We start from the raw sequence: 15796 nt of genomic DNA, 5'->3' as shown, positions 1-15796 counted from the left end.
TGCGGCGAATCGGTTGCTCTGACTATGCCACGGATGGGCTGCCTATGGGGACGGCCAGCCCGGATCGGAGCCGGACCTGACCATCCCCTAGATAGGAATCCGCGATTACGCCCGCGAGGTCCGGAATACAACGACCGCGAACAGGGCCATGGCGAGCGTGACCAGCAGCGACCCCACAACGGGCGCCGCCAGGAACGCGTGTCCTCTCAGGACCACCAGCGCAATGCCGGCCGGGAAGAGGATCGCACCCACGATATGCAGCCAGCCCTGGAGCTTCGCCAGCAGGGTCGCGCCAGCCGCTGGAAAGACACGATAGTAGAGGCCGAACAAGAACAGGAGCACGCCGCCGACGAGATTGAGATGCGCATGCGCCGGCGCCAACGTGAAGTCCTGCTGGATGCCCATGGCGATGCCTGCGAGCATTCCGAACGAGAGAACAACAACGCTCACGCACATCATCAGTGATCCGATCATCCCGTCCATCCTTGGTTCTTGTAAGGAAATGCGAGCCTGCCCGGGCGGCAGCAGCCCGTGTGAAATCACGTTCGATCCCCGCCATTGTGACTTGATGTCACGCAACGGGCTGGCTTACCTCTTCTTAGGCTGGGAGCCGGTAGAAAGGTTCATTCAAGGCCACAACGGAGCAGGAAGGCACTCGATCAGATGGAGGATTTTGCGCGCGCCCTGGCCGAGTTCGTGCGCCATCACCAGGCCTGGGCCGCTCCGATCGTCCTGCTGCTGGCGTTCGCCGAGTCGCTTGCCTTCATCTCGCTGCTTGTCCCTGCCTGGGGGGCGCTCGTTGCGATCGGCGCGTTGATCGGCGCCAGCGGAATCCATTTCTGGCCGGTATGGATCGCTGGCGGCGTCGGCGCTGCGCTCGGCGATTGGGTCTCCTACTGGTTTGGCTACCGCTACAAGGAGCACGTCGCGAAGATGTGGCCGCTGTCGCGCTATCCGGAGATCCTGCCGCGCGGCGAGGCGTTCGTCAGCAGGTGGGGCGTGCCCAGCATCTTCATCGGGCGCTTCTTCGGTCCGCTGCGGGCCTCGGTGCCGCTCGCCGCCGGCATTTTCGAGATGTCGTACTGGCCGTTTCAGATCGCCAATTTCGTTTCTGCGCTGGTCTGGTCCGCGGCACTGCTGCTGTTCGGCGACGTGATCGCGCAGGCCATCGAATGGATATGGCGGGCCGTGTGAGGCCTCCGGAATATGACGGCGAGACAGGGGTTGGCGCGGAAAGCACCGGCCCGCCGCACAAGCGGGGAGGAGCTGCCGGCCGCGGGTCACGGTCTTACTGGAGGTACCACATGGAACTGACACGACGTCACGCTCTCGCCGGCGCCGCTGGGATTGCAGCCGCGCCGCTGTTGCCCGAGGTCTCGGCCATCGCTGCGGCGCCGATCGCCGACAGGCAGGCGCCGAGCTTCTATCGCTACAAGGTTGGGGACATCCTTGTCACGGTGGTGTCGGACGGCAAGAACGTCTTCAAGCTGGAGGATTCGTTCATTCCCAACGCCAAGCGGGATGATGTGAACGCGGCGCTGGAGAGGGCGTACATGCCAAGCGACATGATGACGATCTATTTCGCGCCACTGGTGATCAACACCGGCGGCAAGCTTGTCGTGATCGACACCGGAAACGGCGCGCTGGCGAAGGCCGGCAGCAAGGGGACCAACGGCCTGTTCGCCGACAATTTCGTCGCGGCCGTGGTCGCCGTGGAAGTGCGAGATCACGACCATGTCGACATTCTTGGGGTCGAAGCCCGACCTGGCCGAGAAGACCCGGCGCCGCATCTACGACATGGTCGTGGCGGAGCGGCTCCAGGTGCAGGGCTTTCATTATCCGTTCCCGGGCCTCGGCCATGTCGAGAAGGACGGCAACAGCTACCGGGTGATCCCGGCGCCGTGGAATCCCGTGATCTGACCGGTTTTCCTTGACGCGATATGGGCGCGGCCCTATAGCAGCGCCCATGATCAACGCCGCGACCATCATCATCGCTCGCCGCCGCCGTATCTCCGCGGTACAGGCGATCGTTCGCGTTTAAGATCATCGCCTCTGCCGCTGGATCCCTCCCGCGGCGCTCTCCTCGAAAAAGACACGCGGTTCGATCTGGCGGCTCCTACGTCACGCAGGAGTTACGACCATGTATACGCCACCGGTGTTCAAGCCCGACCGCGCCGCAAGCCTCGCCTTCGCGGAAGCGCGCGGTTTCGGCATCGCCTGCGCGTGGGACGGCGCAAAGCCGATCGCCTCCGCGCTGCCGTTCTATCTGACCTACGCGGATGATGGCACGCCGCGGGCGCTGTTTCATGTCGCCCGTCACAATCCGTTGGTAAAGCTGGCAGCCAGCACGTCATGGCTGCTGGCCATCAACGGCGCTGACGCCTATGTATCGGCCGACTGGTACGTGTCTCCGGACCAGGTGCCGACTTGGCTCTATCAGACCGTCCATCTGATCGGACCGGTGCGGGCATTGTCGGGTCACGAACTCGCCGTTCACATCGATACGTTGAGCGCCAAGTTCGAGAACCGGCTGTTGCCCAAGAAGCCGTGGACGTCGGTCAAGATGACAGCCGCGCGGCTGGATGGCATGAAGAAGGTGATCGTGGGTCTTGAGATGACGGTGGAAGAGGTGGAGGGCAGCTTCAAGCTGAACCAGCACAAATCCGAGACCGACTTTGCGGCGGTCGCGGGCGCGCTTGCCGTGCAACTGGACGCCGACGCGCAGATGATCGCGCATCTGATGCGGCAGGCGCGGCCTGATGTCTTTGCAAACGAAACGAACGAGCTCGAAAGGAGCGTGCCATGAGCCTCACCGACACCGATAAGCCGACCGTCAGCGGGGCGACCAAGCCCACTGTGTTCGTCGATGGCGCGTCCGGCACGACCGGCCTCGGCATTCAGGAACGGCTGCGCGAGCGGGGCGATGTGGCCGTGAAGAATATCGCCGAGGACGAGCGCAAGGATCCTGCGGTGAAGCGCGCGCTGATGGAGGAGGTGGATCTCGTGATCCTGTGCCTCCCGGACGATGCCGCGAAGGAGACCGTCGCGTTGATCGACACGATGGGGAACGCTGCTCCGAAGGTGCTTGACGCCTCGACGGCCTATCGGGTCGCGCCCGACTGGGCTTACGGCTTCCCGGAACTGGCGCCCGACCAGGCCGACAAGATCCGGACCGCGCAGAAGGTCTCGAACCCGGGCTGCTATCCGACCGGCGCGATCGCGCTGCTGCGGCCGGTGGTCGATGCCGGCCTGCTGCCACAGGATTATCCGGTCACGGTCAACGCCGTGAGTGGCTATTCGGGCGGCGGCAAGTCGATGATCGCGAGCTACGAGGATGGCACCTCGCCGGCATTCGAACTCTACGGGCTTGGCTTCGAGCACAAGCACGTGCCGGAGATGCAGCTCTACTCGCGGTTGACGCGGCGGCCGATCTTCATCCCGTCGGTCGGCAACTACCGGCAGGGCATGCTGGTCTCGGTGCCGTTGCAGCTCGACGTGTTGCCGGGCAAGCCGACCGGCGCCGACCTGCAGGCTGCGCTGGCGAAGCGCTACGCGGGAAGCCGCTACGTCTCGGTGATGCCGCTGCAGAATGAAGCCGCGAAGAGCGGCCGGCTCGAGCCGCAGGCGCTGAACGAGACCAACAAGCTCGAGCTCTACGTCTTCGCCAGCGACAAGCACCACCAGGCCGTGATGGTCGCGCGGCTAGATAATCTGGGTAAAGGTGCCTCGGGCGCAGCCGTGCAGAACATGCGGCTCATGCTGGGGCTGGCCGACAGCTGACGGCAGGCCTCATCGTGGACGAGGACCCAAACCGACAACAATGCCGGTCAGAAATCCGCCAGTCCAAGCACATGCTCGCCCGCAATTCGCTTGCGGGCGAAAATCCGCCAAATTTAGACTGCACTCAACTTTGCGTGAGCAAAATTGACTCTGCTCACTCCCGCCGAATTGCAGGAACCCCTCTTCATGAACATTCTGAAAGCCGCTGCCATTGGCATCGTGGCTCTTAGCACCTGTCTGGCCGGCTGTGCACAAACAGCGCAGCAACAGCGCACCGCTACGGGTGCGGCCTTGGGCGCCGCCAGCGGCGCGCTGATCGGCCAGGCCATTGGTAGAAACGCCGGAAGCACCCTTATCGGCGCTGGTGCCGGCGCGCTGCTTGGGGCGGCCGTGGCCGACTCGACGAATCCGCCGAATCCGGGTGGGCCGCAAATGTGCAGGTACCGCGATCCCTATGGCAGAATTTATGTCGCCGAGTGCGACGAGCGCTACTACAGCGGGCGATACTGACACGACGAGGGCCGTACCCACTTGGGCAGCCTCGGCAGAGGACGCCTGGGCGGCGCTGCGGTTCTTACGGCCTTTGCCAGCGCAACAGCCGTTTTTCCGCCGCGCAAGTAGAGCGCTTGCGAAAAAAGTCGCCCGGGTCGAGCATGATGATGGCGGCGAAGAGTTCCTGCGCGAGAAACGAGCGCAGCCGCCATCAGCAGCGTCTGGCCGGGGCCGGCTTCATCGGGTTTGCCGCCCGGCCATCAGCTCGGTGACATCCAGGGCGACCGCCGATCACCGCATCATCACCAAGCCGACGGCGGCAATGATCGCGACATCGTAGGCTTGCGCCTCCGGCGCTCGCCGCGCTCAATTCATCCAGGTCGCGGTGCAAGTGAGGGGAAGACCGAACAGGCGCATCGATCTGATCCGATAATTGGTGACGCCCGCCGCCCAGCCCTTGCCGATGAATTCGCAGCAGCGATCGAACTGCTGCTTGGACAACATGAGATGCAGCATCAAGAGCTTCGATGATGCACCGGAGACCATGCTGCACATCGTCGTGCGGACTAGCTGCCGACGGTGCGGCATGTGCCGCGACTGGCGCGATGATGCCGCTCAGACGATCCTGAAGATAGCGAGCGCAAGCACGGCCTGGGCGAGGAAGCCGACCGTAAATGCCAGCGTGCGGAACACGGGCAGGCCAAGCGTGTAGACGATCAGGTGCGCGACGCGAGCCCAGAAATACACAGCGCAGGCGAGCACGGTCCATTTGGACGAATAATCGGCCGCGTTGAGGATCAGCACCAACGGCGCGAAGATCACGAGGTTCTCGACCGCGTTATCGTGAGCGAACATTAGCCGGGTCGCCCATTCCGCATGCGGCTTGTCGCCGCGCGAGGGATTGGCCATCGCGCCGGAGAGGCCACGGACCTGGCAGCGGTTGATGATGTAGGGAATCCAGAGCAGTCCGGTCAGGATCACCGTCAGCGCCAGCCAGAACAGTTCACGAGTCATCATCTCCCCCTCAACTGAGTTCGATTCCCGAGCGCCGGGACAATCTGCTTATAGCTGAGAGGCAGGCCCGGCGCTACGCGCGGACGCGGACGTAACTCCCCGGAGCGTCCTCGAGCGGCGGCATCTCCGGCGAGCCCACGGCGCGCGCCGGCACCTTCTCGGAATCGAGGTGCTCCAGCCATTCGCGCCAGTCGGGCCACCACGAGCCCTTGTGCTCCTGGGCGTTCTTCAGCCAGTCGGAGAGCTTGACGTCCTTGATGTTGTCGTTGGTCCAGTATTGGTACTTCTTCGCTGTCGGCGGATTGACCACGCCGGCGATATGGCCCGAGCCGGAAAGGACATACTTCACCGGGCCGCCGAAGAACTGCGAGCCGTACAGCACCGATTCCGCCGGCGCGATGTGATCCTCGCGCGTGGCGAGGTTGTAGACTGGAACCTTCACCTTCGACAGATCGAGCAGCGTGTTGTCGAGCACCATCGTGCCGGTCGACAGCCGGTTCTCAAGGTAGCAGTTGCGCAGGTAGTAGGAGTGGTTCGACGCCGGCATCCGGGTCGCGTCGGAATTCCAGTGCAGCAAGTCGAATGAGGAGGGCGGCTGTCCCTTGAGATAGTTGTTCACGACATAGGACCAGATCAGGTCGTTCGAGCGCAGCATGTTGAAGGCCATCGCCATCTTGCTGCCTTCGAGCACGCCGGATTCCTGCATGTCGCGTTCCAGCGCCGAGATCTGGTCCTCGTCGACAAACACGAGCAGGTCGCCGGCATGGGTGAAATCGACCTGCGCCGCAAAGAACGTTGCCGAAGTCACGCGCTGGCGGCGCTTCTCGGCGAGATAGGCGAGTGTGGAGGCCAGCAGGGTGCCGCCGACGCAATACCCGGCGGTGTGAACCTTCATCTCGCCGGTGACCTTTTCGATCACGTCCATCGCCGTGAGCGGGCCTTCGGTCATGTAGTCGGCCCAGGTCTTCTTGCCGAGTTCCTTGTCCGGATTGACCCAGGAGATCACGAACACCGTGATGCCCTGATCGACGCACCATTTGATGTAGGATTTTTCCGGGCGCAGATCGAGGATGTAGAACTTGTTGATCCAGGGCGGAACGATCAGCAGCGGCGTGCGCAGCACGTTCTCCGTTGTGGGCGAATACTGGATCAGCTGCATCAGCTCGTTCTGGTAGATCACCTTGCCCGGCGTCGTCGCCATATTGACGCCGACCGCGAGATTGGTCGGATCGGACTGGCGAATTCGGAGCGTGCCATGGCCGGTTTCGATATCTTCCGCCAGCATCTTCATGCCGCGCACCAGGTTGTCGCCGTTGGATTCGACGGTGGCGCGCAGCACTTCAGGATTGGTCAGGACGAAATTCGACGGCGCGAGCGCATTGGTGATCTGCTGGACGTAGAACTCGGCCTTCTGGCGGGTATGCGGATCGATTCCCTCGGCGTTGCGGACCAGCTCCTGCGCCCATTTCGACGTCAGCAGATAAAGCTGGAGGATGAAGTCGAAGAATTGGTTCGACTTCCATTCGGGATCCTGGAAGCGCTTGTCGCGAGGGGACGGCTCGATCGCCGGCTTGGCGTCTGCCTCGCCGGCCATGCGGCGCGCCGCTGCGCCCCAGAGATCGAGGTAGTCCTTCCCGAGCTTGATCTGCAGGTCGGAGGCGCGCTCCTTGTCGGACAGCCAGTATTCGGCGATCACGCTGAAGGTCTTGATGACCTCGCCGAGTTCATTGGGGGTCTTGTCGCGGACTTCGCCGGTCTGGCGCGGCTTGAGATAGGCGGCAAGCGCCTGACCGCTGCTTTCGATCGCCCGCGCGATATTCATGGCGAAGGCTTCGGCGTTGAATTTGGGGGCGGCTTGGGTTTCGGTACTGACGTTGCTCATCTTAAGGACATTATCGCTTCGTTTCGTGGGCGTCATCGCGCGGTGCGGCAACGGCAATCAGGCAAAATCCAATGTTTCGCGCTGTTGCGCTGCGACAAAAAATCTTTGTTCTGACATATTGAAGCCTCACAGGTCGCCTTTGCTGTTCACGCCTTAATCGTTTCGGGCGACAATGGTTTGAACGGCTGAAGCCAAAATTAACGCAGCGGGGATGCTGCAAGGCTCGTACCAGTGCGACCCGTGTCGGCGACGTGCGACCTGCGCGCCAGCTTGTTGGGGACTTTTCGGCGCATGCCGATCGATCGGATGATGAGGGGGCTCGGGGCCGCAGTGCTGCTCGCGTCGATGGCGGCGCTGGGGGGCTGTTCGAGCACGGTTGCGGATCTGCCCGGGATCGGGGTGCCCGCCGACGCGTCGGCGCGGCCAAAGGACGCCAGCGGCTACCTTCCTGTCCATGATCTCCCGCCGGACCGCAACGAGGAGACAATGAAGCCGGCCGACCAGGCCAAGCTCGAGGCGGAGCTGAAGGCCGCGCGGGACCGCCAGGCGACCGCCGCGGCCCAGAATGCCGCCGCTGCGAGCGACGTGGCTGCGGCCAACATCGCGGCCGGGAAGTAGTGCGTGAAGAGGCCGATCTGCGCTGGCGCGGCCGGGTGTCCGTGCTAAAAGAGCTTCAATTCAACCGCATATCCGGCCGCTTGTCTCAGCCCCGTGCGCCTGAATTCGCCATAAGTTATTGATTCTGTGCGATTTCTGGATGAAGCCGAGTCCGGCTTCGAGAGCTGGCCAAGGGTCGTCGATTCTGATGTGCCGGTTGTCGGAGCAAGGGTCCCATGGAAGAATTTTATCGCATTCGCCGTCTGCCGCCTTACGTCTTTGAAAAGGTCAACCAGGCCAAGGCGGCCGCGCGCAATGCTGGGGCCGATATCATCGACATGGGTATGGGGAACCCGGACCTGTCGACGCCGCCGCATGTGATCGAAAAGCTCAAGGAAACCCTCGGCAAGCCGCGGACCGACCGCTATTCGGCCTCGCGCGGCATCAACGGCCTGCGCAAGGCCCAGGCTGCCTATTACGCGCGCCGCTTCGGCGTGAAGCTCAATCCGGATACGCAGGTGGTCGCGACCCTCGGCTCGAAGGAGGGCTTCGCCAATGTGGCACAGGCGATCACGGCGCCGGGCGACGTCGTGCTGTGTCCCAATCCGAGCTACCCGATCCATGCCTTCGGCTTCCTGATGGCAGGGGGCGTGATCCGCTCGGTACCTTCGGAGCCGACCCCGCAATTCTTCGAAGCCGTCGAGCGGGCGATCGTCCATTCGATCCCGAAGCCGATCGCGCTGATCGTTTGCTATCCGTCCAATCCGACCGCCTATGTCGCGGATCTCGACTTCTACAAGGACCTCGTCGCCTTCGCGAAGAAGCACGACATCTTCATCCTGTCGGATCTCGCCTACGCAGAGGTCTATTTCGACGAGAACAAGCCGCCCCCATCGGTGCTGCAGGTGCCCGGCGCAATCGACGTCACCGTCGAATTCACCTCGATGTCGAAGACGTTCTCGATGGCCGGCTGGCGCATGGGCTTTGCGGTCGGCAACGAGCGCATCATCGCCGCGCTCGCGCGCGTGAAGTCATATCTGGACTATGGCGCCTTCACGCCGATCCAGGTGGCCGCGACTGCCGCGCTCAACGGGCCCGATGACTGCATTCGCGAGATGCGCGATACCTATCGCAAGCGCCGCGACGCGCTGGTTGAGTCATTTGGTCGCGCCGGCTGGGACATTCCGCCGCCGCAAGCCTCGATGTTCGCCTGGGCGCCGTTGCCGAAGGCGTTCGAGGCGGTCGGCAGCATGCAGTTCGCGACCCTGATGGTGGAGAAGTCCGGCGTCGTGGTGTCGCCCGGCGTCGCCTTCGGCGAGCATGGCGAAGGCTATGTCCGCATCGCGATGGTGGAGAACGAGCAGCGGATCCGGCAGGCCGCGCGTGGCGTGCGCCGCTTCCTTGAAAGCGGCATCGAAACGTTGCACAACGTGGTTCCTCTCGCCAATCGACGCTAATCTTCCCAGGTTCCTTACTCACATGGTCGCACCCCTCAAAGTGGGCATAGCGGGGCTCGGCACCGTCGGTGCCGACGTCGTCCGCCTGATCGAAGCGCAGGGACGCATGCTGTCCGAACGCAGCGGCCGCGGCGTGCGCGTCGTCGCCGTCACGGCGCGGTCGAAGGCCAAGAAACGCAGCCTCGACCTGCGCGGCATTGAATGGGCCAAGAGCCCGCAGGCGCTGGCCGAGGATCCCAACATCGACTGCTTTGTCGAATTGATGGGCGGCGCCGGCGATCCCGCATTCTCCGCAATCGAGACGGCCCTGAAGACCGGCAAGTCCGTGGTCACTGCCAACAAGGCACTGATCGCCAAGCACGGGCTGCGGTTGGCCGCGGCTGCCGAGAAGCACGGCGGCGCGCTCAACTTCGAAGCGGCGGTCGGTGCGGCGATCCCGGTCATCAAGACGCTGCGCGAGGGGCTCGCCGGCACCGGCGTCAATCGCGTCTACGGCATCCTCAACGGCACCTGCAATTACATCCTGACGCGGATGGAGCACGAGGGGCTATCGTTCGCCGAGTGCCTGAAGGATGCCCAGCGCCTCGGCTATGCCGAAGCCAACCCGTCCTTCGACGTCGACGGCCACGACACCGCGCAGAAGCTGGCGATCCTGGCGAGCCTCGCCTTCGGAACCAAGGTCGCGCAAAGCGCCGTCTATGTCGAAGGTATCTCCTCGATCACGCCTGAAGACCTGCGCGCAGCCGAAGAACTCGGCTATCGCGTCAAGCTGCTCGGGGTTGCCGTGCGCACCGCCAAGGGCATCGAGCAGCGCGTGCATCCGACCATGGTGCCGAAATCATCGTCGATCGCCCAGGTGATGGGCGTTACCAATGCGGTGACGATCGACGGCGAGGGGATTCCGCCGATTACGCTGGTCGGCCCCGGGGCCGGCGGCGCGGCGACGGCCTCTGCGGTGGTCGCCGACATCGCCGACGTCGCGCGTGGAATCAGAGCCAAGCCGTTCGGCCGCCCGGTGGAGCGGTTGCGCGGCACCACCAAGGCGCCGATGGAACGCCACGAGGGTGGCTATTACATCCGTCTGATGGCGCGCGATCTTGCAGGCACTGCCGCAACAATCGCCACCCGGCTCGCGGAACAGAAGATATCACTGGAATCGATCGTGCAACGGCATCCGGATGGCGTTGATATGAATGGTGCGGCCAAAAAACCTTCACCGGTTCCTGTCATTCTGATTACCTATGCCACCAGTGAGGACGCTGTGCATCGCGCTTTGGCCGCAGTGCAGCGCGATAAGGTCATCAGCGGCCGGCCGCAGGTGATCCGGATCGAGAAAAACTAGCGCGCGACCTGAACGGGACGGGCGCAAGACGATTGATGCGGGCAGCGTGGCCCGTGAGGCTTTAAGGAGTACGCCGATGTCGACCCATATTTCCGTTCCGCCGCAGATGCTGCTTGAGCGCATCCTGACGCTCGAAATCGTGCGGGTGACGGAACGCGCGGCGGTGTCGGCCGCGCGGCTGCGCGGCCACGGCCAGGAGAAGGCCGCAGACAAGGCCGCGGTCGACGCGATGCGCCGCGAGCTCAACAAGCTGCCGATCGAAGGCACCATCGTGATCGGCGAGGGCGAGCGCGACGAGGCGCCGATGCTGTTCATCGGCGAGAAGGTCGGGCTCAACGCCGGTCCCAAGGTCGACATCGCGGTCGATCCGCTCGAGGGCACCACGCTTTGCGCCAAGAACATGCCCGGCTCGATCGCCACCATGGCGATGGCCGATGGCGGCACGCTGCTGCACGCACCCGACGTCTACATGCAGAAGATCGCAATCGGTCCGGGCTTCGCCAAGAACGTGATCGAGCTCGACGCGCCGCCGGCCGACAACGTGCGCCGGCTCGCCAAGGCCAAGGGTGTGGATCCCTCCGCCATCACCGTTCTGGTGCTCGACCGTCCGCGCCATGCCGAGATCATCAACAGCGTGCGCTCGACGGGCGCTGCCGTGCAGCTGATTACCGACGGCGACGTCGCCGGCGTCATTCACTGTGCCAAGCCCGATGAGACCGGTGTCGACATGTATATCGGCACCGGCGGCGCGCCGGAGGGCGTGCTGGCGGCGGTTGCGCTGCGCTGCATCGGCGGTCAGATGCAGTGCCGCCTGATCCTCGACAGCGAGGAGAAGCGCGAGCGCGCGCACAAGATGGGCGTCACCGATCCGAAGATGATCTATGGCATCGAGGACATGGCCAAGGGCGACTGCCTGTTCGCCGCGACCGGTGTCACCACCGGCTCGCTGCTGACAGGCGTGAAGTTCAAGAAGGACGTGATCGAGACCGAGACGGTCGTGATGCGCTCCGTCACCGGCACCGTACGCTACATCAAGGCCGAGCACCGGCAGTTCGACAAGTTCCACCTTGATTGATGCACTGTCGTTCCGGGGCATCCGCAGGATGAACACAGATGCGCAATTGCGCATCGGGAAACCTCGAGTTTCCGGGTTCGCGCTGATGCGTGCCCCGGAATGACGAACCAGGAACGAATAACAACAAGGGAGACGAACATGTCCGATGTTTCCGCGGTCAAGGCGCTGGTGTTCGACGTGTTCGGGACGGTGGTCGACTGGCGCACCAGCCTGATCAACGACTTCACCACATGGTCGGAGACGCGGGGCATCAAGGCCGACTGGACCGCGCTGGTCGATGGCTGGCGCGCGGTCTATGCCGCGTCGATGGACGAGGTACGCAGGAATCCGCAGAACGGCTACGTCATCCTCGACGTGCTGCACCGCCGCTCGCTGGAGAAGTTGGCCGCGCAGTTCGATATCAAGGGGCTGACGGACGCCGATCTGCACCATCTGACGATGGGTTGGCATCGCCTGCACCCGTGGGCCGACAGCGTCGCCGGGCTGACGCGGCTGAAAACGAAATACATCATCTCGCCGCTCTCGAACGGCAACGTCGCGCTGCTGACCAACATGGCGAAGTTCGCAGGGCTTCCCTGGGACCTGATCATGTCGGCCGAGCTGTTCGAGCATTACAAGCCCGATCCGGAGACCTATCTCGGTGCGGCGAAGCTGCTCTGCCTGCCGCCGGAGCAGGTGATGATGGTCGCTGCGCACAATTATGATCTGAAGCATGCGCAGAAGCTCGGCCTGAAGACGGCGTTCGTGGCGCGTCCGACCGAATACGGTCCGCTGCAGAAGGTCGATTTCGAAGCCACCGGCGACTGGGACATCGTCGCCAAGGATTTCGGTGGGATAGCCGACCGGATGGGGTGCTAGCACTGGCCTGCGAGTCAGGGACACGTTACGATTCCTGCCTGGCTCGGAAGGGATCATGACGCTCCACGCATCCGCACTGCCCGTCGAGGCGCCGCCGGCGTTCCTCGGCGTGACGCGGTCCTTGAATGGAAAATTCTGGCGCGACCGGTTGGATGCACGCGGAGCGGCGCGGGCGCTCGCGATCGTCCAGCGCCACAATCTGCCGGAAATGCTGGCGCGCGTGCTGGCGGGGCGCGACGTCGGGATTGATGCGGTCCCCGATTTCCTCGATCCGACCATCCGTAAGCTGATGCCCGATCCCCATACCGTGACCGATATGGAGACGGCCGCCAAGCGCATTGCGGACGCTGCACAGCACGGCGAGAAGGTCGCGATCTTCGGCGACTACGACGTCGACGGCGCGACCTCGGCGGCGCTGCTGGCTTGGCATCTGCGCCATTGCGGACTGGATCCGCTGATCCACATTCCCGACCGCCTGTTCGAAGGCTACGGGCCGAACACCGAGGCCGTCCGCGCGCTGGCGGCGAAGGGCGCAACGCTGCTCGTCACCGTCGACTGCGGCACCACCAGCATCGAGCCGCTGGCCGAAGCGAAGAAGCTGGGAATGTCGGTCGTCGTGATCGACCACCACCAGACCGGCGATCAGTTGCCCGAGGTCGATGCGCTGGTAAATCCGAACCGGCCCGACGATCTCTCGGGCCTCGGTCATCTCGCGGCTGTCGGTCTCGTGCTGGTGACGCTGGTGGCGGTGAACCGCGAACTGCGGCAGCGCGGGTTCTGGACCAGCGAGATGCCGGAGCCCGATCTGCTCGGCATGCTGCACCATGTTGCGCTCGGCACAGTCGCCGACGTCGCGCCGCTGATCGGGCTCAACCGCGCCTTTGTGGCCAAGGGTCTGATCGCGATGCGCCGCCGCGATCACCTCGGCCACACCGCGCTGATGGATGTATCGCGGCTGAACGGTCCGCCGGAGGCCTGGCATCTCGGCTTCTTGCTTGGGCCGCGCATCAATGCCGGCGGCCGCATCGGGCGCGCCGATCTCGGCGTGCGGCTGCTGCTGGAAAGCGACGTGTCGGAGGCGGCGCGGATCGCGGCCGAGCTCGATCGCCTCAACACCGAGCGCCGCGTGATCGAGCAGGCGGCCGAGGCGCAGGCCGAAGCCGAGGCCTTGGCGTCGCTTGGCCTTGAGGACAAGGGCGCGGTGATCGTCACCGCGGCGGAAGGCTGGCACCCCGGCGTGGTCGGACTGGTGGCCGCGCGGCTGAAGGAGAAATTCGCGCGCCCCGCTTTCGCGATCGCGCTCGAACCGGGCGGCATCGGCACGGGATCTGGCCGCTCGATCGGCGGCGTCGATCTCGGCAAGGCGGTGCGGCAGGCAGTGCACGACGGTCTCTTGATGAAGGGCGGCGGTCACGCGATGGCCGCCGGCGTGACGCTGCGCAAGGAGAAGCTCGCTGAATTCCGCGCCTACCTCGAGAACGCGCTCGCCGCCGACGTCGCCAACTCGCGCCACGAGAACGAGCTCTTCATCGACGGCGCGGTGACCGCGCGCGCGGTCACGCCGGAATTTGCCGCAACGCTGAACCGCGCGGGTCCGTTCGGCAGCGCCAATCCGGAGCCGGTGATCGCGCTGCCGTCGCATCAGCTCGTCTACGCCGACGAGGTCGGTCAGGCGCATTTGAGGCTGCGCTTCAAGTCGGGCGACGGCTCCATTGTCAACGGTATCGCGTTCCGTTCGGTCGGACAGAAGCTCGGCAGCGCCTTGACGCAAAATCGCGGCCAGCAATTGCACGTGGCAGGCTCTCTTGCGGTCGACCGTTGGCAAGGCACCGAACGTGTGCAATTCCGTGTGCTCGACGTCGCGGTGCCGGATCAGGGCCCGGCGGTGATCAGATAAGAAACGTTGGGAGTGGCCATGGCAGGACAGGTTCAAGGCAAGGTCGCGCTGGTGACCGGCGGCGCGTCGGGCATTGGCGCGGCGATCGTGGAATTGCTGGCGCGGGAGGAGGCGACCGTGATCGCCACCGACATCGACGAGTTGAACGGGCCTGAGCTGGCCGCGCGCCTGAAGAAAGCCGGTCGCGATGTGAGTTTCCTGGCGCAGGACGTCACCAGCGAGGAGCGCTGGATCGAAGTCGTGGCCGAGATCGGCAAGCGGCATGGCCGGCTCGACGTGATGGTGTCCAACGCGGGAATCGGCATCGGCGTGCCTTCGATCGTCGAAATGTCGCTGCAGGATTGGCGCCGGCAAACTGCGATCAATCTCGACGGCGTCTTCCTGTCGGTGAAGCATTCCCTGCCGTTGATGCGCAAGTATGGCGGCGGCTCGATCATCATGATGTCGTCGCTCGCCGGCCTCCGCGGCTCAGCAAACCTCGCCGGCTACTGCGCGACCAAGGGCGGTGTGCGGCTGTTCGCCAAGGCGATCGCGATGGAGTGCGCGCAAGTTGGCGACGGCATCCGCGTCAACTCGGTGCATCCCGGCATCATCGACACGCCGATCTGGGGCAAGATCCCGACCGGCGCGGCCGGCGCCGGCCAAAATGCGCCGATCGATCCGGAGGAGCGCGCCAGATTTGCGACGCCGCTCGGCCGTGCGGGGCAGGCGATCGAGATCGCGCAGGGCGTGCTGTATCTGGCCTCCGATGCATCGCGCTATGTGACGGGCACCGAGCTCGTCATCGACGGCGGCATGAACGCCGGCGGAGTCGTGCGGCAGCAGTGAGTCTCCGGCGTTGCGAGCGAAGGCGATTGCTTGCATTAGTTCCGTCATCCTGAGCCCGGAACGCGCGTCTCAAAGGATGCGCGGCCCGGCGGGTGGCCGTCGTGCTTCGAGACGGCCGTTGAGCGGCCTCCTCCAGCGACAACGGCAATGCCGTTGCGCGGGCATGATGGAGTTCTCTCCGCGTCATTGCGGGCGAAGCGACTTGTCCGCCGAAGCCTTGGCGAGGGCGGAAGCAATCCATCGCCCCGCCGTCATACCCCGCGCATGCGGGGTATCCAGTACGCTGCGGCCTCTCGGATCAATCACTGCTGCCTCTGGAATACTGGATCGCCCGCTTTCGCGGGCGATGACAGTCGTGGAGATATGGCTTCGCGTTCCCGCGACATGATCTGTCCGAGCTTTTGCCGTTCGTTTCGCCCTCTCTTGAGCAGAGGGCGCAGGGAAAGCCGGGTGCCGATCGCACCCATGGGTCCCGTGCAAATGGAAAGCACGGGAGGTAGGACCACAGGTGAAACCGGAAACACTCCGGCTTTCCCTGCGCGATGGTTTACGGCTTATACGTGCTCTCCCCGGC

The 15796-nt window shown here is 64.3% G+C and carries 16 protein-coding genes; 12 read left to right on the top strand and 4 right to left on the bottom strand.

The window, feature by feature from the left end; genetic code table 11:
• Window positions 1-105: 105 nt before the first annotated feature.
• A complete protein-coding gene (locus MTX23_RS19180; protein WP_280971772.1) occupies window positions 106-474 on the bottom strand; it encodes a hypothetical protein in 369 nt (122 codons plus the stop codon).
• Window positions 475-663: 189 nt separating this feature from the next.
• Between MTX23_RS19180 and MTX23_RS19175 the strand changes: the two genes are divergently transcribed.
• From MTX23_RS19175 to MTX23_RS19155, 5 genes are all read left to right on the top strand, one after another.
• Window positions 664-1194, top strand: a complete 531-nt coding sequence (locus MTX23_RS19175; protein ID WP_280971771.1) for a DedA family protein — start codon at window positions 664-666, stop codon at window positions 1192-1194.
• A gap of 110 nt (window positions 1195-1304) precedes the next feature.
• Window positions 1305-1934, top strand: coding sequence for a hypothetical protein (locus MTX23_RS19170; RefSeq protein WP_348637492.1), 630 nt, complete (start codon window positions 1305-1307; stop codon window positions 1932-1934).
• Window positions 1935-2140: 206 nt separating this feature from the next.
• The gene (locus tag MTX23_RS19165) at window positions 2141-2806 is read left to right on the top strand and encodes an FMN-binding negative transcriptional regulator (protein WP_280971770.1); all 666 of its coding nucleotides are present in this window, start codon (window positions 2141-2143) and stop codon (window positions 2804-2806) included.
• Window positions 2803-3780 carry an N-acetyl-gamma-glutamyl-phosphate reductase gene (gene argC / locus MTX23_RS19160; protein WP_280971769.1) on the top strand — a complete coding sequence of 326 codons (978 nt, stop codon included), beginning with the start codon at window positions 2803-2805 and terminating at the stop codon, window positions 3778-3780. Before MTX23_RS19165 ends, argC begins: the two co-directional genes overlap by 4 nt.
• A 186-nt stretch (window positions 3781-3966) precedes the next feature.
• Window positions 3967-4290, top strand: a complete 324-nt coding sequence (locus MTX23_RS19155) for a YMGG-like glycine zipper-containing protein (protein ID WP_280978121.1) — start codon at window positions 3967-3969, stop codon at window positions 4288-4290.
• Between the two features lie 348 nt (window positions 4291-4638).
• Here the strand turns inward: MTX23_RS19155 and MTX23_RS19150 are convergent, their stop codons facing one another.
• From MTX23_RS19150 to phaC, 3 genes are all read right to left on the bottom strand, one after another.
• Complete coding sequence (locus MTX23_RS19150; RefSeq protein ID WP_280971768.1) at window positions 4639-4818, bottom strand: hypothetical protein; 180 nt, start codon at window positions 4816-4818, stop codon at window positions 4639-4641.
• A 69-nt stretch (window positions 4819-4887) separates the two neighbouring features.
• Complete coding sequence (locus MTX23_RS19145) at window positions 4888-5286, bottom strand: MAPEG family protein (protein ID WP_280978120.1); 399 nt, start codon at window positions 5284-5286, stop codon at window positions 4888-4890.
• A gap of 73 nt (window positions 5287-5359) precedes the next feature.
• Window positions 5360-7168, bottom strand: a complete 1809-nt coding sequence (gene phaC, locus MTX23_RS19140) for a class I poly(R)-hydroxyalkanoic acid synthase (RefSeq protein ID WP_280971767.1) — start codon at window positions 7166-7168, stop codon at window positions 5360-5362.
• A gap of 291 nt (window positions 7169-7459) precedes the next feature.
• On the opposite strand from phaC, the gene MTX23_RS19135 reads away from it, so the two are divergent.
• From MTX23_RS19135 to MTX23_RS19105, 7 genes are all read left to right on the top strand, one after another.
• On the top strand, window positions 7460-7786 hold the full coding sequence (locus MTX23_RS19135; RefSeq protein ID WP_280971766.1) for a hypothetical protein: 327 nt from the start codon (window positions 7460-7462) through the stop codon (window positions 7784-7786).
• A 215-nt stretch (window positions 7787-8001) separates the two neighbouring features.
• A complete protein-coding gene (locus tag MTX23_RS19130) occupies window positions 8002-9222 on the top strand; it encodes an LL-diaminopimelate aminotransferase (RefSeq protein ID WP_280971765.1) in 1221 nt (406 codons plus the stop codon).
• Between the two features lie 22 nt (window positions 9223-9244).
• Entirely contained in the window at window positions 9245-10564 is a 1320-nt protein-coding gene (locus tag MTX23_RS19125) for a homoserine dehydrogenase (RefSeq protein ID WP_280971764.1), read from the top strand.
• A 76-nt stretch (window positions 10565-10640) separates the two neighbouring features.
• Window positions 10641-11639, top strand: a complete 999-nt coding sequence (gene glpX, locus MTX23_RS19120; protein ID WP_280971763.1) for a class II fructose-bisphosphatase — start codon at window positions 10641-10643, stop codon at window positions 11637-11639.
• 138 nt (window positions 11640-11777) lie between these two features.
• Window positions 11778-12497, top strand: a complete 720-nt coding sequence (locus tag MTX23_RS19115) for a haloacid dehalogenase type II (protein WP_280971762.1) — start codon at window positions 11778-11780, stop codon at window positions 12495-12497.
• Window positions 12498-12552: 55 nt separating this feature from the next.
• Complete coding sequence (recJ, locus tag MTX23_RS19110) at window positions 12553-14394, top strand: single-stranded-DNA-specific exonuclease RecJ (protein WP_280971761.1); 1842 nt, start codon at window positions 12553-12555, stop codon at window positions 14392-14394.
• Between the two features lie 18 nt (window positions 14395-14412).
• On the top strand, window positions 14413-15222 hold the full coding sequence (locus MTX23_RS19105; RefSeq protein WP_280971760.1) for an SDR family oxidoreductase: 810 nt from the start codon (window positions 14413-14415) through the stop codon (window positions 15220-15222).
• Window positions 15223-15796: the final 574 nt, after the last annotated feature.

Origin of the sequence: Bradyrhizobium sp. ISRA436 (assembly GCF_029910015.1) — a bacterium.
In the GTDB taxonomy this organism is placed as follows: Bacteria; Pseudomonadota; Alphaproteobacteria; order Rhizobiales; family Xanthobacteraceae; genus Bradyrhizobium.
The sequence above is the reverse complement of the archived record's forward strand: the minus strand, read 5'-3'. Positions and strand labels throughout refer to the sequence as shown.